Annotated in this window: 15 protein-coding genes; 10 read left to right on the forward strand and 5 right to left on the reverse strand. The window is 69.3% G+C overall.

Annotated features, from left to right (window positions below; genetic code table 11):
- Nucleotides 1-20: 20 nt before the first annotated feature.
- Entirely contained in the window at nucleotides 21-575 is a 555-nt protein-coding gene (locus ACQVFL_RS07180) for a GNAT family N-acetyltransferase (RefSeq protein WP_431728993.1), read from the forward strand.
- A 14-nt stretch (nucleotides 576-589) separates the two neighbouring features.
- Nucleotides 590-1,321 (forward strand): endonuclease V, encoded by a 732-nt coding sequence (locus ACQVFL_RS07185; protein ID WP_431728994.1) that lies wholly within the window; start codon nucleotides 590-592, stop codon nucleotides 1,319-1,321.
- Nucleotides 1,322-1,328: 7 nt separating this feature from the next.
- On the opposite strand, the gene ACQVFL_RS07190 is transcribed toward ACQVFL_RS07185, so the two are convergent.
- Nucleotides 1,329-4,508 carry an FG-GAP repeat domain-containing protein gene (locus ACQVFL_RS07190; protein ID WP_431728995.1) on the reverse strand — a complete coding sequence of 1,060 codons (3,180 nt, stop codon included), beginning with the start codon at nucleotides 4,506-4,508 and terminating at the stop codon, nucleotides 1,329-1,331.
- A gap of 448 nt (nucleotides 4,509-4,956) precedes the next feature.
- Here ACQVFL_RS07190 and ACQVFL_RS07195 point away from each other — a divergent pair, with 448 nt between their 5' ends.
- Both ACQVFL_RS07195 and ACQVFL_RS07200 read left to right on the forward strand, forming a co-directional pair.
- The gene (locus tag ACQVFL_RS07195; protein ID WP_431728996.1) at nucleotides 4,957-12,729 is read left to right on the forward strand and encodes a ricin-type beta-trefoil lectin domain protein; all 7,773 of its coding nucleotides are present in this window, start codon (nucleotides 4,957-4,959) and stop codon (nucleotides 12,727-12,729) included.
- On the forward strand, nucleotides 12,729-13,304 hold the full coding sequence (locus tag ACQVFL_RS07200; RefSeq protein ID WP_431728997.1) for a hypothetical protein: 576 nt from the start codon (nucleotides 12,729-12,731) through the stop codon (nucleotides 13,302-13,304). The genes ACQVFL_RS07195 and ACQVFL_RS07200 overlap by 1 nt, the downstream gene beginning before the upstream one ends.
- A gap of 84 nt (nucleotides 13,305-13,388) precedes the next feature.
- On the opposite strand, the gene ACQVFL_RS07205 is transcribed toward ACQVFL_RS07200, so the two are convergent.
- The 3 genes from ACQVFL_RS07205 to ACQVFL_RS07215 are packed head-to-tail and all read right to left on the reverse strand — an operon-like array spanning nucleotide 13,389 to nucleotide 14,169.
- On the reverse strand, nucleotides 13,389-13,664 hold the full coding sequence (locus tag ACQVFL_RS07205) for a hypothetical protein (protein ID WP_431728998.1): 276 nt from the start codon (nucleotides 13,662-13,664) through the stop codon (nucleotides 13,389-13,391).
- Nucleotides 13,661-13,918, reverse strand: coding sequence for a DivIVA domain-containing protein (locus ACQVFL_RS07210; protein WP_431728999.1), 258 nt, complete (start codon nucleotides 13,916-13,918; stop codon nucleotides 13,661-13,663). The genes ACQVFL_RS07205 and ACQVFL_RS07210 overlap by 4 nt, the downstream gene beginning before the upstream one ends.
- On the reverse strand, nucleotides 13,915-14,169 hold the full coding sequence (locus ACQVFL_RS07215) for a hypothetical protein (protein WP_431729000.1): 255 nt from the start codon (nucleotides 14,167-14,169) through the stop codon (nucleotides 13,915-13,917). The genes ACQVFL_RS07210 and ACQVFL_RS07215 overlap by 4 nt, the downstream gene beginning before the upstream one ends.
- A 211-nt stretch (nucleotides 14,170-14,380) precedes the next feature.
- Between ACQVFL_RS07215 and ACQVFL_RS07220 the strand changes: the two genes are divergently transcribed.
- The 5 genes from ACQVFL_RS07220 (at nucleotide 14,381) to ispG (ending at nucleotide 20,273) form a co-directional block, all read left to right on the forward strand.
- Nucleotides 14,381-15,262, forward strand: a complete 882-nt coding sequence (locus tag ACQVFL_RS07220; RefSeq protein ID WP_431729001.1) for a helix-turn-helix domain-containing protein — start codon at nucleotides 14,381-14,383, stop codon at nucleotides 15,260-15,262.
- A gap of 4 nt (nucleotides 15,263-15,266) precedes the next feature.
- Entirely contained in the window at nucleotides 15,267-15,467 is a 201-nt protein-coding gene (locus ACQVFL_RS07225; protein ID WP_431729784.1) for a DUF397 domain-containing protein, read from the forward strand.
- 1,162 nt (nucleotides 15,468-16,629) lie between these two features.
- Nucleotides 16,630-17,841 carry a 1-deoxy-D-xylulose-5-phosphate reductoisomerase gene (gene dxr, locus ACQVFL_RS07230; RefSeq protein ID WP_431729002.1) on the forward strand — a complete coding sequence of 404 codons (1,212 nt, stop codon included), beginning with the start codon at nucleotides 16,630-16,632 and terminating at the stop codon, nucleotides 17,839-17,841.
- On the forward strand, nucleotides 17,841-19,091 hold the full coding sequence (locus ACQVFL_RS07235; RefSeq protein ID WP_431729003.1) for a M50 family metallopeptidase: 1,251 nt from the start codon (nucleotides 17,841-17,843) through the stop codon (nucleotides 19,089-19,091). The genes dxr and ACQVFL_RS07235 overlap by 1 nt, the downstream gene beginning before the upstream one ends.
- A 9-nt stretch (nucleotides 19,092-19,100) precedes the next feature.
- Nucleotides 19,101-20,273, forward strand: coding sequence for a flavodoxin-dependent (E)-4-hydroxy-3-methylbut-2-enyl-diphosphate synthase (gene ispG / locus ACQVFL_RS07240; RefSeq protein ID WP_117226690.1), 1,173 nt, complete (start codon nucleotides 19,101-19,103; stop codon nucleotides 20,271-20,273).
- A gap of 902 nt (nucleotides 20,274-21,175) precedes the next feature.
- Here the strand turns inward: ispG and ACQVFL_RS07245 are convergent.
- Nucleotides 21,176-21,760: a PadR family transcriptional regulator gene (locus tag ACQVFL_RS07245; RefSeq protein WP_396691694.1), complete on the reverse strand. Its 585-nt coding sequence runs from the start codon at nucleotides 21,758-21,760 to the stop codon at nucleotides 21,176-21,178.
- A gap of 185 nt (nucleotides 21,761-21,945) precedes the next feature.
- On the opposite strand from ACQVFL_RS07245, the gene ACQVFL_RS07250 reads away from it, so the two are divergent.
- Nucleotides 21,946-22,785: a GNAT family N-acetyltransferase gene (locus ACQVFL_RS07250; protein WP_431729004.1), complete on the forward strand. Its 840-nt coding sequence runs from the start codon at nucleotides 21,946-21,948 to the stop codon at nucleotides 22,783-22,785.
- Nucleotides 22,786-22,865: the final 80 nt, after the last annotated feature.

A 22,865-nucleotide genomic window follows, 5' to 3' on the forward strand; every position in this document is an offset into this window, starting at 1 on the left:
CGTCGTTACGATCGGCGGCCATGACCGTGGATGTGACCGAGCGCCTGCTGTTGCGCGAGTGGCGGGACACGCCGGAGGACCTGCGCCGGCTCTACGACCTCTACTCCCGCGAGGACGTGATGCGCTGGCTGGGCGGAGGAGCGGGGCGACTGACCGAGCCCGACCAGGCGGCCCCCCGGCTCGCCGCCTGGCGGGAGCGGTACGCCCCGTACGCCGGCCGGTACGGCCTCTGGGCGATCGAGGTCCGGGGGACCGGGGTGGTGGCGGGCAGCGTACTGCTCAAGCCGTTGCCCGGGGCCGACGGCCTGACGCCGACCGACGACATCGAGGTGGGCTGGCACCTGCACCCCGACTCGTGGGGGCGCGGCTACGCCACCGAGGCGGCCCGGGCGGTGCTGTCCCGCGAGTTCGCCACCGGCACCGAGCGGGTGTACGCCGTGGTGATGCCGGGCAACGAGCGGTCCACGGCGGTCTGCCGCCGGCTCGGCATGACCCACCTGGGCCGGCGCACCGACTGGTACGGCGGCACCGAGGTGGAGACCTTCGTGCTGACGCCCCACGAGCTGTCGACGTAGGCTGTCTCCCCATCATGGCGATCCTCCCCCCGCGCCGGCTGCTGCGAGACCGGGTCGAGGTGCGTACCGTCGCCGAGGCCGAGCGCGTCCAGCAGGAGTTGCGCCGGCACCTCGACCTGACCGACGGCCCGGCGACCGAGCCGACCCTGGTGGCCGGCGTCGACGTCTCCTACGACAAGACCTCCACCCGGGTCACCGCCGCCGCCGTGCTCGTCGACCTGACCACCGGCGTCGAGCTGGAGACCGTCGTCGTCCCCGGCGAGGTGACGTTCCCGTACGTCCCCGGGCTGCTGGCCTTCCGCGAGGTGCCGATCCTGCTCACCACGCTGGGCAGGCTCAGCCGCCGCCCCGACACCGTGGTCTGCGACGGGTACGGCATCGCCCACCCACGGCGGTTCGGGTTGGCCTGCCACCTGGGCGTGGTCACCGGCCTGCCCACCTTCGGCGTGGCCAAGACCCCCTTCGTCGGCACGTACGCCGAACCCGGCCCGCGCCGGGGCGACCGGTCGGCGCTGCGCGACGGCGACGAGGTGCTCGGCCACGCCCTGCGTACGCAGACCGACGTCAAGCCGGTCTTCGTCTCCGTGGGCCACCGCACCGGCCTGGACCGGGTGACCGCGCTGACGCTGACGTTGAGCCCGCGCTACCGCCTGCCGGACGTGATCCGACGCGCCGACTTCCTGTCCCGCGAAGCCCTTCGCCGAGGCGAGGATCCTCGACGACCCGGGTGCCGGACTCCGCAGTAGTGACAGGTCAACCGAAGGCCCGTAACAAGTGGTAGTTCATGGAGAGGACGATCTGCACCGACGCGTCGATGTTGGTCAAGGACGGTCGATGCAGTTGGATCTTCCCGTCCACACCCGCCCGGACCCAGAGGTCCGGGATCCCGTCGCCGCTGACGTCGGGGATGCCAACGACCGCGTTGTACGTCGTCTCGGTCCAGCCCGTGCCGATCTGGACGTCGCCGTCGCGGGAGTTGGCCGCCTGCTTGAGCGAGTCCAGGTTGACGCTGTTCGGGCCCGACCCGGGTCGTCCGTGGCGGACGTAGAGCGTGCCGGCGTCCAGGTTGCGCCAGAGCAGGTCCGGCGTGCCGTCCCGGTCGAAATCGGTGATGTTCAGGATCTCCCGACGGGCCCAGGCGGTGCCCTCCATCAGCGTCGCCTCCTGGAAGCTTGCCCCGGTGTAGCCGGAGAGCACCCAGAACTGGGCCCCGGAGCGCAGCGCCAGGTCGGGTTTGCCGTCACCGGTGATGTCGCCGAGCGCCTTGATCTGGGTCCAGGTCGACGGGGCCGGCACATGGGCGGGCAGCAGGATCCGCAGTCGCTTGTCCACGTTGAAGCTGCCGTACCCGTCACCGGGGTAGAGCCAGAACCCACCGTCGGGGGTGCGGGCGAACAGGTCGGTGAGCCCGTCTCCCGGGTACGCGTCGGAGTGCTTGCTGATCAGTGCGGCCTGGCCGGTGGCGGGGTTGTACCAGTGCCCGGGCGGGTTCTGCTCGCCCTTGTCGTTGTAGGAGGCGGCGAGGTGGTCGTACAGCTCACCGCCCTCGTCGCCGACGTAGGTGCGCAGGTTTCCGTCGCCGTTGATGATGAGCAGGTCGGGTCGGCCGTCACCGGTGATGTCGGCGGGACCGTCGGCCTCGTCCCGGGGTGGCACGAAGAAGGTGTAGTCGGTGCGGACGCTGCGGTTGCCGACCGCGTCGTAGGCGTACACCTGCAGGGTGGTGGGTCCGGCGTGCCGTGGTCTGAGGTCGGGCACGGTGACGGTGCCGTTGGTGGCGTTCACGGACGTGCTGCCGATGGACTCGAAGGCATAGGTGAATCGGACCGCGCCGGTGGCGCTGAAGGTGATCGGACCGGTCCCGCCGAACTTCACCGTCGCCCAGGTGTCCCCGTCGTGGCTGCCCTCCAGCCATACGTCACTGGTCACCGTCGGGGCGGGGGGCGCGGAGGCGTCGACGTTCAGTCGGCAGGGTTCGCTGCCCGGCGGGAAGTACGTCGACGTGGCGCCCACGTGGTCCTCGGCCTGGACGTCCCAGGAGTAGGTGGCCTTGTCCTCCAGGCTGCTGGACGGGATGGTCAGCCGTGCCTCACCGCTGCTGGTGGCGGTGACCAGAGTCCCGGCGGGCACCGTCGAGCCGGTCTTCCAGAAGCGGAACCGCAGCGCCTTGAGGTTGTTGTCGGGGTCGGTGGCCCTCGCGTACAGCTCCAGGTTGGTCCTCGCGACCGTGACTCCGCTGCCGGGGCCGGGCACACAGTTGCCGCCGGGGGCGCTCCTGCCGCCGGTCGGCTCCTTGGGCGGCGAGTTGTACTCGACCGTCAGTTGGGCGGTGCTGACCCGGAACCGGCGCCAGGTCAGCGTGTCGGTCTCGCTGGTCGCCTGCATGCCCAGGGTGAGGGTGGAGTCGCTGCTGTCGGCGGCCGACCGGGCGGCGGCGAGGACGTTGAAGCGGGCGTAGTCGTTGTCGCAGCTGCCGTCGTAGCCGTAGGCGAAGGACTTCCGGTCCTGGACCGAGCGCCAGGTCGGCTGCTTCTTCCAGGTGGTGCCGGACGAGATCGCCGCAGTGTGCCACAGCTCCATCTGGCGGGGCGTGCAGTTCCAGGAGTGGACGTTGAGCACCCGGAATGTGGCGGTATCGATGTCCGGGCCCTTCAGGGTGCTCTTGAAGCCCATCCGCCAGAAGGAACGAGCCGTCAGCGGCGTGTTCTGCTCGTGACCGACCCGTGCGTCCGTGCTGCCGGAGTTGAAGTTGGTGCCGTTCCAGGTGTTGGTGCTCGGGTGCTGCTTGTAGACGGTGGCCCAGGCCTGTGTGGTGGTGTTCAGGGTGGGGTCGAGGAAGATCGGGAAGACCGCGTCGGCGTCGTCGAGCAGCCCGCTGGCGGCGGCGTCGAGGTGCAGGCGTACCTGCCCGGAACCGTCGCCGTCGAGGCGGGTGGGCATCCGCGCGTGGCGGGCGCCCGGCTCGACGCCGCTGAGACCAGAGAGGTTCAGCACGTCGGCGTTGGTGGCTATGGCGGTGCGGGGCGCGGCCGGGGGCGCTTCGGGTTCCTGACCGGCGGAGTCCCAGGCGAAGGGGGTGGGGATCGAGCCGATCTCCGCCCCGTCGACGGAGTCGAGGATCCGGACGCCGCCGGTCTCCCGGTCGTGGCGGAAGGTCGCGGTCGGGGACTCAAGGCCGTAGACGAGGGACCGGACGGCGTCGATCGTGCTGCTCGCCCGGGTCTTGACGATCAGCAGTTGGCCGAGGCCGCCGTCGTCGCGGGCGACCAGGAGCAGGTCCACGCCGGGCCGGACCTCGGGATAGAGGGCGCGCGGGCCGTCGAGCACCGGTTCCGGCAGCGCACCGGGCCACAGGTAGGTGACCTTGTGGCCGCCGATCTCCACTTCGGCCAGCGGCGTGTCGGCCGGTTCTGTCCCCGTGTTGGCTACCAGCCGCAGCGCGTGGCGGGAGGGGCTCGGCTCGGGGCTGGCCTCGGGGCTGTTCGGTTCGCTGCCGCCGGCGAACCGTACCGGCACTGCGGCGTTGACCGGGCGGATACCGAGGCCGTCGGGGGCGGCGCCGGTACGGGTGAGCGCGGTGTCGATCGGTGCCCACTGCCCGGTGGCGTCCTTGGCGCGCTGTGGGACCGCGTGGGACGTGGAGCGCCAGCGACCGCTCGGCAGTGCCCAGGTCAGCGAGGTGGGCGTGGTGGCGGTCTCCACCAGCACCTCCTTGCCGGTGCGCAGCGCCTCGGCCATCGCGGTGGCCTCGTCGACTGGGGGAGTGGACACCGGAACGGCCGGGGTGGCGGTGGCCGGCCGGGAATCGGGTCCGTCGAATCCGGGCCACCACGGCAGCGTCGCCGCGACGACGGCGGCCAGCAGAAGGCCCATGGTGCACAACAGCCGGGTGCGCGTACGCACGAGTGGGCTGAGCAGGCGAGGCACAGTCACGGCGGTCTACTCCCGTGGGGCCGGGCGGACAGGAAGACGGCGTGCAGAACCGCCCCTGTCGGCGGGCCGTGGGGCAGAAATGCGGGCACACGATCGCACGCCACTGGTACGTCCCGTCTATCCCGTCAACGTTATCGATCCGTGATCTTCACTCCTTGAGTATGTGCCGTAACGCCGGAATTTGATCTTGTGTCTAAATTTGCGGGTCCGGCCTGTCGGACATGGCGTATCTGTGCGTTTAGATGATCTTCGGGATGTTCAGAGATTCACTGCGGCAATAGTGGCGTGACGGGGATCACTCAAACCCGATGTTGATCACCCTAGGTGACCTTGAGCTACTCAGCGCTCTGACGGAAGGTGCTCACGCACGGGCCGCACCTGGCATGTGCCCGGTGCGGTTTCCGCACCGTCCTCTTTCGTCTTGACGCCTGGGTGGGAGTCGACGCGCATGCGTGGTACCGGTTTGCTGGCTCGGCGGTGGGGTCGTCCCGCCCGTACGACCTTCGTCCTGGCGCTCACCATGACCATGGCGGTGACGACACTGCCCGCGCCCGCCTTCGCGAAGCCCGGACCAGGTATGAGCCGTGGCGCCATCGAGCTGCCGGAGATTCCGGAGGTCGATCAGGTCTCGCCCGACGAGGAGGCGGTGACGAACCTGCTCACCGACGAGCCGGAACCGTCGGAGCTTTACGAGCCCACGGCCGTCGAGGCATGGGAAGAGGGCAGCGGCACCGTCGACCTGACCGGGGTGACGCCCGGTGAGACGCTGCCGGTCGACGACCTGCCGGTCGCGCTCGGCGTGCCGGACGGCGGCGATCCCGCTGCCCTCGCCGGCACCTGGGCCGTCGACCTGGCCGCACCCGAGGCGTCCCACGACGCCGGGGTGTCCGGCCTGATCATGAAGATCACCCCGCCGGCCACTGCCGACCCGGAGGCCGAGGTCGCCCTCACCGTCGACTACACGCCCTTCGCCGACTTCTACGGCCCGCAGGCCGCCGACCGGTTCGGCGTCATGCTGCTGCCCGACTGCGTCTTCGACGACCCCGACGGCGGCGACTGCGCCCCCGACGACGCCGCCCGAGGAACGGCGGACCCCGCGACCATCGCCGGTCAGACCGTCTCCAGCGAGGTGGAGCTGGTTCCGGTCGCCGGCTCCTCCGCCCGCAGCGCACGGGTCGCCGGGGTGGAGGAGGGCGCTCCCGCCCGCCGCATGGTCACCAGCAGCCTGCCGGTCGGCGCGCTGCTCGGTGACGCCACGCCGGTGGCGGGTCGATCGGCGATCGGCGCCCAGTCCGCCGCGTCAGGCAGCAGCGTCGTCGGCGTACTCGACACCGGCGCCTCGGCAGCCGGTGACTTCACCGCCACCCCTCTGCTCTTCTCCGGCTCGTGGGCGGCGGGTTCGTCCTCCGGCGCGTTCACCTACTCGTACCAGGTCCAGGTGCCCGAGACGGCCGGCGGTCCGACGCCGAAGGTCGCTTTGTCGTACTCGTCGCAGTCGGTGGACGGGCGTACCTCGGCGACCAACAACCAGGCGTCCTGGATCGGCGACGGCTGGGACTACGCCGCCGGCTCGATCACCCGGACCTACGTCAACTGCCGTCAGGACTCCAAGAAGGCCGGCTCCAACAACGCCACCCACCGGACCGCCGACCTCTGCTGGGGTTCGAAGAACGCGACGCTCTCCCTCGGCGGCATGACCACCGAGCTGGTTTGGAGCGAGTCGGCCGAGACGTGGACCACCGCCAACGGCGACGGCTCCAAGGTGCAGTTGCTCAAGAACGAAGACCTCGACAACGGCGACGAGGACGGCGAGTACTGGGTCGTCACCACCAGGGACGGCACCAAGTACCACTTCGGCCTGCACCGCCTGCCCGGCTGGACCTCCGGAGCGCCGGTCACCAACTCGGTCCTGGCCGTGCCGGTTTACGGCAACCACGCCGGTGAGGACTGCTACAAGGCGGGGAACTGGGCCGGCTCGGCCTGTGAGCAGGGGTGGCGGTGGTCGCTGGACTACGTCGAGGACATCCACGGCAACGTGATGACCCTCTGGTGGAAGAAGGAGAGGAACCGCTACGCGCAGAACTTCAACTTCACCAAGCCCGTCCCGTACGACCGCGGCGGCCACCTGCTGAACATCGACTACGGCCAGCGCAACACCAACAACAACGTTTTCGCGACCCCGCCGTTGGCCCGAGTCAAGTTCGACGTCGAGGAACGCTGCTACAACCAGGGTTCGCTGACCTGCTCCGACGAGAACTTCAACAGCACCATCCCGCACGACTACCGTATCTGGTACGACACCCCGGCCGACCTCAACTGCCCTGCGGGCAAGAAGTGCTGGAACGCCTCGCCATCCTTCTTCACCCGTGTGCGGCTCGAGAAGATCACCACTTTCGCGCAGCGCCGCAGCGGCTCCACCGCCCTGCAGAAGGTGGACGAGTACCAGCTCAGGCAGTCCTTCCCGGTGGAGTGGACCGGGACGAACACCGCGCTGTGGCTGGAGTCCATCGAGCGCACCGGATACGGCGTCGGCGGTGACACCGAGTCGCTCAACCCGGTGCGGTTCGTGCACAACTCCGAGGACATGCCCAACCGGGTCCGCAAGGACAACCGGCCCGGCTTCTCCCGGCTGCGCATCGCCCGGGTCGTCAACGAGTACGGCGGCGAGACCGTCGTCACGTACAAGAAGCCCACCGGCGCCTGCGCGGCCGGCACCGGCCTACCCGGCAAGACCGACACCGCCGGGCTGAGGTCGAACACCCGGCTCTGCTACCCCAACTTCTGGCACCCGGACCCGGCCAACGACGACGAGATCGACTGGTTCCACAAGTACGTGGTGGAGTCCGTCGAGGAACTGCCCGCCATCGACGGCGCCGCCGGTTCCACCGTCACCACCTACCAGTACGCGAACGCCGGCTGGAAGCTGGCCGAGGCGGAGTTCACCAAGAAGTCCAGCCGCACCTACTCCCAGTTCGCCGGCTTCGAGCAGGTCACCGTGCTCACCGGCCCGCCCGTCGCGGAGCTGGGCAGCGAGCGGACCAAGTCCGTCACCCGCTACTTCCGGGGCATGGGTGACACCGTGTCTGTCAAGGACAACGTGGGCAGCGGCGAGGAGATCGCCAAGGACCGGGAGCCCTTCGCCGGCCGGGTCGCCGAGGAGCTGACCTACGCCAGCGCGGGTGACGCTGACGCCAACTGGCTCACCCGCAGCGTCACCTACCCGACGGCGACCGAACTCGCCTCCCGTACCCGCGACGACGGCCTCAGCCCGCTCAAGGCGTGGCGGGTCACCGACACCCGGCAGAAGGCGGTAGCCCGGTCGTCCGGCACCGGCGACGACACCCGCACGTTGCGGACCGTCGAGACCAGGACCACCTACGAGAGCACCCACGGCCTGCCGGAGCGGATCGAGTCCCTCGGCGACACCGGCCGCACCGGCGACGAGTCCTGCACCTTCGTCGAGTACGCGCACCACACCAACAAGCACGTCATCGGCCTGACCCGGCAGATTCGCAGCAGCGCCACGACCTGCGCCGCTGCCACCTTCGACGACCTGACCTCGCTGGCCTCCGCCGGCCGGGTCGCCTACGACGGCACCGCCTACGGCGCGGCGCTGCCCGCGAGCGGTCGCGGTCTGGCCACCCAGACCTGGTCGCTGAGGGCCGACGGCTCCGGTTTTCAGAACGACGGCACCACCAGCTTCGACGCCGTCGGCCGGGTGCTGACCCGCACCGACCCGGACGGCAAGGCCTCCCGGATCACCTACACCCCCGCCAGCGGACAGGCGTACTCGGTTACCGAGGAGAACTCCCTCGAGCACAAGCAGACCCGTGAGCTGGACCCGGGCCGGGGCGTCACGCTCAAGACCACCGACCCGAACAACCGCGTCAGCCACGCCGAGTACGACGGCCTGGGCCGTCTGGTCGAGGCGTGGGGCGCCGGGCGTGCCCCGTCGACCTCGTCGGTGCCGGACTTCCGCGCCGAGTACGCCCTGCCGCAGATCGTCCCCGATCCGGAGAACCCGGGCGAGAGCATCCGCAGGCCCCCGTACGTCACCACCTTCGCCCGTGGTCACGAGGACCGCATCCAGACCTCGGTCACCATCTACGACGGACTGGGCCGGGAACGGCAGTCCCAGGTGCAGGCGACCAACGGTGGTCGGCTGATCACCGACACCCTCTACAACTCGGCCGGCGAGGTCTGGCAGACCAACAACGCCTACTTCGCCGAGGGCTCGCCGATCGGCCAGCTCTTCACGCCGCTGTCGGACACGGTCATGCCCAACGCCACCCGCTACACCTACGACGGCCTCGGCCGGGTGGTCAAGGAAATCCCGCTGCTCAACGGCGAGCCGAACGAGGAACGCGCCACCAAGTACAGCTACGGCCTCGACCACTCCACCGTGACCAACCCCGGAGGGGCCGCGTCGTACCGCCTCTTCACCGACGGGCTCGGCCGCACCACCCGGGTCGACACCTTCCGCGACACGGCCCAGACCGACTTCACCTCCATGCGCTACGAGTACGACTCGCGCGGCCAACTGGTAAAGGCGAACCACTCCGCCAACCCGCTGCCGTGGACCTGGACGTACGACCAGCGCGGCCGGCTCACCCGGACCACCGACCCGGACACCGGCCTCACCACCATGACCTACGACCACCGGGACCGGCCGCTCACCACGACCAACGCCCGTGGCGTGACGGTGTGGAACGGGTACGACGAGTTGTCCCGCCCCACCCAGCAGCGCCTCGGCGGCAGTGGCGGCACCCTGCTCTCCCAGTTCACCTATGACACGGTGGCCGGCGGCAAGGGACTGCCCGCGACGTCGACCCGCTACACCGACGGCCTGCCGTACACCCAGTCGATCGGCGGCTACACCCAGGACTACCAGCCGACCTCGACCACGCTGACGCTGCCGCAGTCCATCGCCACCACCTGGGGCCTGAGCCAGCAGTACCGCTACGACTACACGTACACCGACACCGGTCTTCCCGAGTCGAGCACCATGCCGGCGGTCGGCCCGCTGCCCAGCGAGAAGCTGCTGGTCCGCTACACCGCCGACGGCCTGCCGCTGTCGGTCTCCGGCAAGGACTGGTACGGCTCGGAGACGATCTACTCGCCGTACGGACAGGTGCTGCGCTCCACCCTGGGCACCCAGCCCTACCGGGTGTGGACGATGGCCGACTACGACGACGCCAGCGGCGCCCTCACCCGCCAGCAGGTCTTCCGCGAGGTCACCGGCAACCACCTGGTCTCCAACCGCTCCTACGGTTACGACGACGCCGGCAACGTCACCTCGATCCGCGAGCACGCGACCCCGATCGCGGAGCGCCAGTGCTTCACCTACGACCCGCTCGGCCAACTCCGTAACGCCTGGACGTCCAACAGCCAGACCTCCTGCGACGCCGGCCCCGGCACCGCGACCGCGCCCAACGCGGCGGTCGGCGTCGACGGCACCGGCTACTGGCAGGAGTACGAATACGACCTGCTCGGCAACCGCACCGAGCTGGTCGAGCGGGACCTGACCGGCCGCACCTCCGCCGCCCCGCTGGAGACCACCTACGGGTACGGCCGGGAGGGCGGGGCCCAGCCACGGACCCTCGCCGCCGTCACCAAGACGTACACCACCCCGCAGGGCGCGGCGATCGTCTCCGAGGCCGCCCGGCTGTACGAGCTGACCGGCGAGACCAAGTCGGTCACCTCCACCAGCAACGGCGACCAGCAGGAACTGACCTGGACCTACGACGGCCAGATCGAGCGGATCACCGGCTCGGGCAGCAAGGGCCGCAGCCCGTACGTCGGCCTGGCCGCCAAGTGCATCGACCTCAGTCAGCGACTCGCTCAGCCCCACCAGCCGATCCAGTTGTTCACCTGCAACGGCGGCGCATGGCAGAAGTGGGGCTTCACGCCGACCCCGGGCCAGAACAACGGCAACCTCGGCACGCTGTCCGTCTACGACGACAAGTGGTGTGCCCAGCCGGCCGGTACGTCGGCTGGCTCGGTCCTGCGGCTGCAAACGTGTGACGGCACCACCAACCAGCAGTTCGAGCGGCTCTCCACCGCGCAGTTGAAGCACACGTCTTCCGGCCTCTGCCTGGCCGCGAAGGACGGCGCGTCGGCGGACAACACCCCGATCGTGCTGGCGACCTGCGCCAGCGGATCGGCCGCCCAGCAGTGGAACGCGCAGGACGAGACCCGGCACATCTACGGACCCGGCGGCACCCGCCTGCTGACCGTGCAGGGCCAGCAGGCCACGCTCAACCTGGGCGAGGCGCAGTTGACCGTGCAGCCGGGCGGTATGCCGGTCGACGCCCAGCGCACCTACTCCACCCCGGGCGGCGCGGTCGCGCGGCAGGTGGCCGGGACCGCCGGGCAGGCCCTCACCGCGTTGGCCTCCGACCATCAGGGCAGCCCGTACGCCGAGGTCACCCTCGCCAGCGGCATGGATACCCGGATCCGCAAGCAGGACCCGTTCGGCAACGTGCGAGCGGCCACCACGAGCGGCGCCCTCCGCACCAACATGGGCTTCCTCGGTGCGGTACGCGACGACTCGTCCGGCTTCGTGCCGCTGGGCGCGCGCCTGTACGACCCGGAGGTGGGTCGGTTCATCTCCGCCGACCCGGTCCTGGACCTGACCGACCCGGTCCAGAACAACGGCTACACGTACGCCCACAACAACCCGGTGACCCACTCGGACCCGTCCGGCCTGTCGGTGGCGTTGACCGCGTCGGAGACGGCGGCGGCCCTGGCCGGTGCGGGACTGTCGGCGGCGATGATCTCTCAGGCGCAGGCCAACATGGGCCGGTCGCTGATGTCGGTGGTCCTCGACTCGGCCTGGTACATCCTCAAGGAGTTCATCGGCATCAACGACGCCATGAACTGCTTCGGCGGTGACATGTGGGCGTGCGGCAGCCTGATCATCGGGGCGATCCCGTGGGCGAAACTGGGCAAGATCCCGGCGGTGATCCGGGCGATCGACCGAACGATCGCCGCGATCCAGGCATGGCAGGCCGCGAAGCGGGCCGCGGAGATCGTGCTGGCCGCGGCGCGGGCGGCGGAAGCCGCCGCGTTGCAGGCCAAGAAGCTGGCCATCGAGCGGGCCAAGAAGGCCGCCCAGGCAGCCAAGAAGAAGGCCGCTGACAAGGTCAACTCGACAAGCAACAAGGCAACGCAGTCGGCGAAGAAGACGGGTAACCCGGCACAGAAGCAAGCCCAGGCCAAGTCCAACCCGAAGGGCTCGTCCGCAGCCTCCGGCGGTGCCGGTGGCAAGGGCACCGGTGGCGGCGGTAAGGGCGACTCGAAGCCGGGCGGCTCGTCGGGCGGATCGAGCCGCAGCAACGGCGGCACCAGCGGCAACAGCGGTGGCGGTGGAGCCGCGAAGGAATCGTGCCTGGACAACAGCTTTGTCCCGGGCACCAAGATCCTCATGGCCGATGGGTCGAACAAGCCGATCGAAGACGTAAAGCCGGGCGACGAGGTTGTCGTTACCGACCCGGAGACCGGTCGTACCGAGGTGGACACGGTCACCGCCAGTATCACTGGCGACGGCGTCAAGCGGCTGGTGAAGGTCACCATCGACACCGACGGCGACCACGGCTCGGCGAGTGCCGAGGTGACCGCCACCGACGGTCACCCGTTCTGGGTGCCCGAACTGGGTGAATGGATCGACGCCACCGACCTCCAACCAGGCGAGTGGCTCCAGACCAGCGCCGGCACCTACGCCCAGATCACCGCCATCGACCGCTGGACCGTCTCCCGCGCCACCGTCCACAACCTCACCGTCGCCAACACCCACACGTACCATGTGTTGGCCGCCGAAACGTCGGTACTTGTACACAACTGTGGCACAGACCCCGACGCAGTTCACCTCAACCTGCACTACAAGGAAAGCTGGGGTCCCACTCAAATCGCCGAGGCCGATGGAAAGGTTGCCTACTTAAATGATCTTGCTCAGGACGGGCTGCTCGTAAAGACGCCGTCAGTGCGTGTCGTGTCGGGCAGCGCGGCAGGCCGTCTACGCAAAGCAGGTGAGACCGTCCCGCGTGGCTATCATGGCGACCATATGCATGATCTTCAGCTGGGCGGTGCGGACACCTTAGATAACCTCGGCGCGCTTGATGGTAGTGTAAACACTAGTCTTGGGCCGCAGATCGATGCCCAAATCAGGAATCTTGCCAACGGAACTAAAGTTTGTGGCGTATCGATTTGTAAGAGGCCGTGATGTTCGAGAGATTTCTTAGCAGCTTTCCTGCCGATGGTCGTGGCGCCCTGGAGCCCTATTGGGAGGCGAAGCTGGAAGGGGTTGCCGGGTACCGTGAGCTGGCCCGTATGGGCTCCGGCAGATCTTTCGGTTCAGGGATTATGCGAGTGCATTCTTCGGAAGAGGCGCTGCGTGCTCGCGGCCTTGTGCTGCATGTTTTTCCCGGCTACGTTGACATTGTTCCTATCGCCAAAGATTGGCTTGGCCGACAGTTCGCGCTCGACTTTGCCGGCGTTGATCCGCAGTCTCCCCGTTTGCTGCTATTTGAGCCGGGATCTGCTGAGGTGTTTGACGTCGAGTGTGGCATTGAGCAGCTATTCGATATGGAGATCGTGGACGATCCGGTTACTTTTCTCGCCTCCGACTTATTTAGCGAATGGCTTGATGGCGGGTATTCGGTTCCTCAGGGTTGGCAATGTGTAGGGTTCAAGGTGCCACTCTTCCTTGGGGGGGCGGGTTCCCTCGAAAACCTAGAAGTAGGAGACGAGGAAGTGTATTGGTCAATCATGGGTCAGCTTAAAAGTGGATCGGCATAGACGTTAATCGCATGCCCTTGTGTGTAGGTTTCGATGTTGGGTGATTCGATCGGCCTCCTCATGGTGGTTGTGCTTAGCGCAAGGTCATGTGTAGATGGTCGGCGATAATGATTCATCGGAGAATGCGCACTGGCCTCTATGCTCGGTGGGACGGTGGCAGCGGGCGCCGTTGTCGAGTGGGGTGTCGCACCAGACTCGGTGGCGGAGGAACTGGCGGTCTTCTTCGCTGAGTGTCGTCTCGCCGAAGTCGATGGTCGTGAGGTGACCGAGGGAGTCGCGTAGGGCCACGGCGAGGGTGGTGGCATCGTCCAGGGTGGTCAGCCTGGTGGGCAGGTGGATGATCCAGAATGGCGCGCTCATCGTGGCCCCCGATGGTGAGTGGTGTCCGCGTGGCGGCCGACGCTCTGTCGGGACTGCCATTGGCGTAGTGCCTGGCGGATGCGCTCCGCTTCGGTGGTGGCGGTGGTGAGTTCGCGGCGTAGGCGGTCCATCTCGTCGGCGACTCGGTCGAGGTAGGCGTACACCTGGGCGGGGTCGAGGCCGCGCCGACGGGTGTCGAAGGTGGCCGCACGGACCTGTTGGGGGAGCGGTCGCTCTCCGGTTTTGTGAATCATGGGCGTGACGTCTCCTGCTCGGCGAGCATCGTCTGGATGTCGTGGTCGGTGAGGCCGCGCTCGGCGAGCACCCGGCGGCCCCAGCGGTGTAGCCGGCACGGATGTGGTGCCCGGTCGTTGCGGCAGCGCGGTCCGTCGGGTTGTTGCTCGGCTGCGTGCACCCGGACGGCTCGGAACGCGAAGGTGACATCCTCGGCGGTGACGTACGGCGGGAGCGGGATCTCGCCGAGGCTTTCGTCGATCGAATCCACGGGCCAGTCCTCCCTCTGCTGATTGGTGACGTGCCGGGGCGGACGCCGGGATGAGGTTTTGGGGAGGCGTCCGCCCCGGTCGTGACCGGCGAAAGGGGGTTCGACCGGTTATCTACGATCGTCATTTCGCTATTGGCTGCGCGCAATCATCTGCGGGAGAATGCGGCCCAAGGGATGAGGTGCCTTACGCGACAACAGCGAGGGAGATGACGTGGACGACCCGGGAAGCACCGTCCCGCGTAGGCAACTCGGTAGGTATCTGAGAGAACTTCGGGAAAGCGCGCACGTGACGGCGGTCGCGGCGGCCAAGGAACTGGAGTGGTCGGCACCGCGCGTCTGGCGGTACGAGACCGGTCAGGTCCCGATGCATCCGAACGACGTGGAGGCCATGTGCCGGCTGTACGGCGCGACGCCGGAGACCATCCAGACCATGCGGGCCCTGGCCAGGGAGACAAAGGCGCACGGTTGGTGGCACAGCTACGGGGCGGCGATCAAGGACTGGTTCAAGGTGTACGTCGGCCTTGAGGCCGCCGCGACCAGGATCCGAAAGTACGAGTCCAATCTGGTGCCCGGCCTGTTGCAGACCGTCGAGTACATGCGCGAGGTGATTGCCGTTGACCACCCTGATCTGAGCGAGGCGGAACGGCAGGCCAAGGCCGATGTGCGGCTGCATCGGCAGCGGTTGCTGGCGCGGGCGGTGCCGCGAGCCCCGTACTACGACGTGATTCTCAACGAGGCGGTGCTCCGTCGGCCGCTGCGCGACCCGGCGGCGATGGCACGGCAGCTCGACGCTCTGGTGGTGGCCGGTGCGCAGCACAACATCACCATCCGGGTGTTGCCCCTGCGCGCCGGGCTGTTTCGCTGGGCTGAGACCGGCACCTTCACTGTGCTCGACTTTCCCACCGACGTGCGGGAGCCGGAGCCGACCACCGTCTACATGGATGGTCCGTGCGGGGCGGTCTACCTCGACAAGACGCACGAAATTCAGACCTACGAGGACGCCTGGCGTTCGCTCGGCGAGCGGACACTCGACGTCGACGACTCCCGTGAGCTGATCACGGCGATTGCGAAGGAGATGAACCATGAAACGTGACGGAGTGTGGCGTACGTCGTCCCGGTCCGGCGGTAACGGCGAATGCGTCGAGGTGGCGGGGTTCGCTGACGCGGTCGGCGTTGGTGACGCGGTCGGCGTACGCGACAGCAAGGACCGGCAGGGCGCGGAGCTGGCCTTCGACGAGACGAGCTGGACCCGGTTCGTCGCCGCCACCCGCGCGGGCCGCTTCGACACCCAGGCCTGAGCGCCATCGCCGAGGACCTGGACGGCGCGACTACCGCCCGGTCGACGCGCCCGACGTGAACGGTTCCGGTGCCGACCCTCGACGGGTCCGCACCGGAACCGCACAACCCCTTGATCTGCCCGGTCCGAGTCGTCGACCGTCCCCGGCTTCACATCGGCCCCGGACCCGGCCGCTGGGTCGACCGTCCCCGGCTTCACGTCGGCCCTGGACCTGTCCGCTGGGTCGACCGCCCCCGGCTTCACGCCGGCCCTGGACCCGCGACCGCCCCCGGCTTCACGGCTCTGGACCCCGCCGCTGAGTCGACCGCCGACCACACTTCGCCGAATACCCGCGAAGCACCCTGAAGCGGTCAGCCCCCTCCGGCGCGAACCCCCGCTCCACCCACCGCACCCGCCACGGACCCGCTCATGATCACGCTCGATCCCTGATCGAGTGGTATCCGGGTGCACGGGAAGCCACTCGATCCTGGATCGAGCGCGACCGTTAACGCTGGTCGCGGTACCCCGCCACCGCCCACGCTCGATCCTGCATCCAGCGTGATCGTGCCGCCGTTTGCGGCACTCCGCCGCCACCCGCACGCGATCCTGCATCGAGCGCGACCGTTAACGCTGGTCGCGGCACCTCGCCACCACCCGCGTCGATCATGGAGTCGGGCACGCACAAAAGCCGTGAATTAGTGCGAAGTGTCGCCTAGGACTCCATGATCGCGTGCCAACACAGCTTCGTGAGCGCCGGACCTCTGATCGGCGGGCTTACCGGAGGCGTCGTCGGGGTGGGGTGGGTAGATTTGTTGTCGCTAGGACGACAACAAATCTACCCACCGCCCTTCGCGGCTCGAGTCTCCTCGTCGTAAGCACGCCCGGCGGGCCGCACCTACGTGACGCAGTTCGGGTGCCGGACGGTCGAGCGTCGGATCGTCGGTGGTCGGACCGATTGTGCGACGGCCTGCGGTGCGACGGCCAGCCTGTGTGATGGCCTGTGGCGCGGGCTGTGACGGCCAGCCTGTTCTGATGGCGTGCGGTGCGGGTTGCGGTGGTCCGGCCGGGCGGAACGGCGAGCGGTGTACTCGGGGTGCAGGTGTTAACAAGGGACCCCTGCTCTACCGGAGGCGTTAGCAAGGTGCCCTTCCTTGCACCGAGGGGGCGTGGGGAACAATGGCGGCGTGAACTCCCCCCGCGATCTTGTGTTGTTGGGCTGTACCGGGTCGATCGGTACCCAGGCCATCGACATCGTGCGGCGTAATCCTGACCGGTTCCGGGTGGTGGCGCTCGGTGCTGGTGGCGGCAACGTCGCGCTGCTCGCCGCCCAGGCCCTCGAACTCGGTGTCGAGGCGGTCGGGGTGGCCAAGGCGTCCGCCGCGCAGGATCTCCAGCTCGCGTTCTATGCCGAGGCGAGTCGACGGGGCTGGACCAGCGGCGAGTTCAGGCTGCCCAAGATCGTGGCCGGGCCGGACGCGATGAGCGAGCTGGCGCAGTGGCCGTGCGACGTCGTGCTCAACGGGGTGGTGGGGTCGCTGGGGCTCGCGCCGACGCTGGCCGCGCTGCGCGCCGGGCGTACGCTCGCGCTGGCCAACAAGGAGTCCCTGGTCGCCGGCGGCTCGCTGGTGAAGGCGGCGGTGACGCGGCCGGAGCAGATCGTGCCGGTGGACTCGGAGCACTCGGCGCTGGCGCAGTGTCTGCGCGGCGGCAGCCGGGGTGAGGTGCGGCGGCTGGTGGTCACCGCCAGTGGCGGGCCGTTCCGGGGGAGGCGGCGCGACGAGTTGACGGCGGTGACGCCGGAGCAGGCGCTGGCGCACCCAACCTGGAACATGGGGCCGGTGGTCACGATCAACTCGGCGACCATGGTCAACAAGGCGCTGGAGGTGATCGAGGCGCACGAGCTGTTCGACGTGCCGTACGCCGACATCACCGTGATGGTGCACCCGCAGTCGGTGATCCACTCGATGGTCGAGTTCGTGGACGGCTCGACGCTGGCCCAGGCCAGTCCGCCGGACATGCGGCTGCCGATCGCGTTGGGTCTGGGCTGGCCGGATCGGGTGGCCGACGCCGCCGCGGCCGTCGACTGGACCACGGCGCACACCTGGGAGTTCGCGCCGCTGGACGACGAGGCGTTCCCGGCGGTGGCGCTGGCCAAGGCGGCCGGGGAGGCGGGCCGCTGCCGACCGGCGATCTACAACGCGGCCAACGAGGAGTGCGTCGCGGCGTTCGTCGCCGGGCGACTGCCGTTCCTCGGCATCGTGGACACGCTGAATCGGGTGTTGGAGGACGCTCCCGATTTCGACGAACCGGGTACCGTCGAGGACGTACTCGAAGCCGAGTCGTGGGCGCGCGGGCACGCGCAGGAGATCATCGCTGCTGCGGTGGAAGGAGCTTGATGTCGTTCGCGTTCGGGGTGGTGCTGTTCGCCCTCGGCATCCTCATCTCGGTGAGCCTGCACGAGGCCGGGCACATGGTCACCGCCAAGGCCTTCGGGATGAAGGTCACCCGCTACTTCGTCGGTTTCGGCCCCACCATCTTCTCCTTCAAGCGGGGCGAGACCGAGTACGGCCTGAAGGGCATTCCGCTCGGCGGCTTCTGCAAGATCGTCGGTATGACGCCGCAGGACGACGACGTCGAGCCCGGTGACGAGAAGCGCGTGATGTGGCGCTACCCGGTGTGGAAGCGCACGATCGTGATGTCCGCCGGCTCGATCACCCACTTCGGGTTGGCGATCTTCGCGGCCTGGCTGGCGGCGATGACGTTCGGCCTGCCCAACCCCAACTTCCCGAGCACCGAGGAGCAGATCCGCGCCGAGCCGGCGGTGATCGCGATCCAGGAGTGCGTCCTGCCGGACACCACGTACCGGGCCTGCGAGGCCGGTGACGCCCCGAGTCCGGCCGGTGCCGGCGGCCTGCGGAACGGCGACCGGATCACCTCGATCAACGGCACCCCGGTCAACAGCTACGGCGACCTGCTGACCACCCTGCGGGCCACCACTCCGGGCAGCACCGCCACCCTCGGGTATGTCCGCGACGGTCAGCCCGGCACCGCCGAGACCACCCTGGCCACCACCAAGCGCCCGCCGATCGAAGACCCGAACGGGCCGGTCACCGAGGTCTCCGCGCTCGGCGTCGGCCTCGTCGTCTCCACCCCCGGCCTGGTCTCCCACGGCCCGATCGACGCCATCGGCGCGACCAGCACCTTCATCGGTGACATGGCCGTCGCCACCGCGCAGGCGTTGCAGCGGCTCCCGGAGAAGATCCCCGCCCTCTGGACCGCCATCACCGGCGGCGAGCGGGACATGGACACCCCGATCAGCGTGGTCGGCGCCAGCATCCTCGGTGGCGAGGCGGTCGCCAACGACGCCTGGGAACTGTTCATCATGCTGTTCATCTCGTTGAACTTCTTCATCGGGGTGTTCAACCTGCTGCCGCTGCTGCCACTGGACGGTGGGCACATCGCCATCGCCTGGTTCGAACGCGTCCGATCCTGGGTGTACGCGCTGCTGCGCAAGCCCGACCCGGGCCGCGTCGACTACTTCAAACTGATGCCCGTCACGTACGCGGTGATCCTGATCGGTGGAGCGTTCACCCTGCTCACTATCACCGCAGACGTCGTCAACCCGATCTCGATCTTCTCAAGGTGAGTGCTTGAAGTGACCGCTGTCAGTCTCGGTATGCCCGCCGTGCCGCCGCCACCGCTCGCGCCCCGGCGGGCGAGCCGTCAGATCATGGTCGGCTCGGTGCCGGTCGGTGGTGGGGCGCCGGTCTCCGTGCAGTCGATGACCACCACGCTCACCTCCGACGTCAACGCGACGCTCCAGCAGATCGCCGAGCTGACCGCCTCCGGTTGCCAGATCGTCCGGGTGGCGGTGCCCAGCCAGGACGACGTGGAGGCGTTGCCGGCGATCGCGCGCAAGTCGCAGATCCCGGTGATCGCCGACATCCACTTCCAGCCGAAGTACGTCTTCGCCGCGATCGACGCCGGGTGCGCGGCGGTGCGGGTGAACCCGGGCAACATCCGGCAGTTCGACGACAAGGTCGCCGAGATCGCCGCCGCGGCCTCCGCTGCCGGTACGCCGATCCGGATCGGCGTCAACGCCGGCTCGCTGGACAAGCGCCTGCTGGCCAAGTACGGCAAGGCCACCGCGGAGGCGCTCGTCGAGTCGGCGCTGTGGGAGTGCTCGCTGTTCGAGGAGCACGGCTTCCGGGACATCAAGATCTCGGTCAAGCACAACGACCCGGTGGTGATGATCCGGGCCTACCGCCAGCTCGCCGAGCAGTGCGACTACCCGCTGCACCTGGGCGTCACCGAGGCCGGACCGGCGTTCCAGGGCACCATCAAGTCGGCGGTCGCCTTCGGGGCGCTGCTGGCCGAGGGGATCGGCGACACCATCCGGGTGTCGCTCTCCGCGCCGCCGGTCGAGGAGATCAAGGTCGGTGCGCAGATCCTGGAGTCGCTGGGGCTGCGCGAGCGCGGCCTGGAGATCGTCTCCTGCCCGTCCTGCGGCCGGGCCCAGGTGGACGTCTACAAGCTGGCCGAGGAGGTCACCGCCGGGCTGGAGGGCCTGCCGGTGCCGCTGCGGGTCGCCGTGATGGGGTGCGTGGTGAACGGCCCCGGCGAGGCGCGTGAGGCGGACCTGGGTGTCGCCTCCGGCAACGGCAAGGGGCAGATCTTCGTCAAGGGCCAGGTCATCAAGACCGTGCCCGAGGGGCAGATCGTGGAGACCCTGATCGAGGAGGCGCTGCGACTGGCCGACGAGATGGGTGCCGAACTGCCCGAGGAACTACGCGGCCTGCTGCCCGGCGCAACCGTCAGCGTGCACTGACCCCCGCGACGGCGGGGCGTGCAGCCCCGCCGATCGGGCGCTGCCGGGCAGCGGCGTCCGGTTGCCTCGGGAAGGCAACCGGCACCGCCGGGCTTGTGCTGGCAACCGGGGCATCGCCGGGCTTGTGCTGGCACCGGCCCCGCTGAGCTGCCTGTGCATCCGCACGGGCATCCGAGACCGCTGGCACGAGGGCGGCCACCGCGCAACCTGGGTGGTCGCCCTCGGCGCGTCCGGCGATCAACGCGCCGGAGTCCCCGCGTAGCTCGCCGCACGTCACCCCGTGGCACGTGATGCCCGCTCGCCATGCCTCCGCCGCCGCCCCGTCGCCGCATGTCGCCGCACGTCAGCGTGTCGTCGCCGGGTAAGGCCCCGACGCCGGCCGAGATCGTGCTCGATCCAGGATCGAGTGGCTTCATGGGCCGGACGAGACCACTCGATCCTGGATCGAGCACGATCTTGGGAAGCGCCCCGGGGGCATGGACGGTCGCGGTCGTGTCCGTGCTACTCGTCGGCTGCCCGAGAGCAGTTCTTTCGGGCAGCCGACCGGCGGCGGGCCTGGAAGGACTGTTCTCTCGGGCAGCCGTCGGGCGAGGGATCCGGGAGGACAGTCCCGGGGCGGACGCCGATCGGTGGATCCGAGGGGACGCCTCCCGGGCGGGTGCCGGGCGCGGGTGCCCTGAAAGGGGGACGCCTACCGGGACGGCTGTCGGAGGGCGGATCCGAGGGGACGCCTTTCGGAGTGGGTGCCGGGCGGGTGCTCCGAGAGAGGGACCGTCCCGGGGCGGACGGCGGGCACCGGCCCTGAGAGGGGTCCTCCCAGGGCCGGTGCGGGCGCGTGACGGGGTGGGGACTGTGGCGGCCGACGGGGCGGTGGAACCGCGCCTGGTCGGGCGGGGTTGGGGTCACTCGGATTCGGCGAGGATGGCGTACAGCTTGCGGCGGGTCTCGTCGAGCACCTGGGCGGCCCGTTCGCGCTGATCGTCCGTACCGGTCATCATCACCTGGCGCAGCGCGTTCATGGCCTGCGCGCCGGCGTCCCGGATGTCGTGCCAACTGTTGATCGTGTCCTCGGCGACCTCTGCCCAGGGGGGCGTCTGCGCCGCCGTCTCGGCCTCGGGCCGACCCTGTTCGGTGAGGGTGAACCGCTTGCGCCCGCCGCCGGACTCCTCGGTGGCGGCGATGACTCCCTCGTCCTCCAGGAGTTGGAGGGTCGGGTAGATCGAGCCGGGGCTGGGCCGCCAGCCGCCCCCGGTGCGGGAGTCGATTTCCTGGATCATCTCGTAGCCGTGCATCGGCCGCTCGGTGAGCAGCGCGAGCACCGCGCCACGGACGTTCGGGCGGCGTCCCCGCCCCCGGCCGCGTCCGCCCCGGCCGTGGCCGCGTCCGTCGCCGCCGTGCGGGAAGGGGGGACCGGGCGGGAAGGGCGGGAAGCCGAAACCGCGCATCCGGGCCTCGTGTAGGGCGTGTGCCCGTCGGTGGAACCTCATCAGACTGTCTCCTTCGTAGAACTGTCGCTGATGCATCGACGATATATCGGAAACACATCGCCGACAAGTCACCGGCAGGGTGGCGGGGGGTTTTGCGACACACCGTCCGGTAGTGGGTGGTCCCGCCGTCGGGCACCGGTCACTGTCCGCCATCGCGCTCCGGTCGCATCTGGCAGGCTGTAACCGTGTTGACGGCGCCGGTGCGGCAACTGGGGGAGTCGGAACGTCGCGCGGTCGAACGGTTGCTCGACTCCGACCCGTACGCGAGCGCGCAGGTCGCGGAGCGGGTCGCCGCGCGTGGACTGGCGTGGTGGCGGGCCGAGGGCCGGGTACTCGGCTACGGCTCCCGCCGCCAGCTCGAATCGGTCTGCTGGCTCGGCGGCAACCTCACCCCGGTCCTCGCCTCGTCGCAGGCCGTCGCCGCCTTCGCCGAGCTGCTCTCCGGCGAGGAGCGGCTCTGCTCCTCGATCGTCGGCCGCGCCGACGCGGTCCTGGAGCTGTGGGACCGGCTCGCCGGCACCTGGGGACCGGCCCGCGACGTCCGCCCCAACCAACCGCTGCTGGCCACCGAGGCGATGCCCGAGGTACGCGTCGATCCGCAGGTGCGCCTGGTGCGCGGCAGCGAGGTCGACCTGCTCTTCCCGGCGGCGGTGGCGATGTACACCGAGGAGGTGGGCGTCTCGCCGCTGGCCGAGGACGGTGGTCGCGGGTACCGCCGCCGGGTCACCGAGATGATCCGCTCCGGTCGGGCGTACGCCCGCTTCGTCGACGGCCGGGTGGTCTTCAAGGCCGAACTCGCGGTCGTCACCCGGCGCACCGCGCAGGTCCAGGGAGTCTGGGTGGCACCGGAGTGGCGCGGCCGGGGGATCGCCACGTCCGCGATGGCGGCGGTGGTCCGTGACGCGCTGAACCGGGTCGCCCCGACCGTGAGCCTGTACGTCAACGACTTCAACCTGCCCGCCCGGCGGGTCTACGAACGCTGCGGATTCCGGCCCGTCGGCACCCTGGCCACCGTGCTGTTCTGAGGCACCCCGCCGCCCCGGCGATGCCGTCACCCGGCAACCCGGGAGTGGCCTGGTGGTCGCGTCACGCCGCAACCGGGGTG

This window comes from Verrucosispora sp. TAA-831 (assembly GCF_050780145.1).
Classification (GTDB): Bacteria; Actinomycetota; Actinomycetes; order Mycobacteriales; family Micromonosporaceae; genus Micromonospora.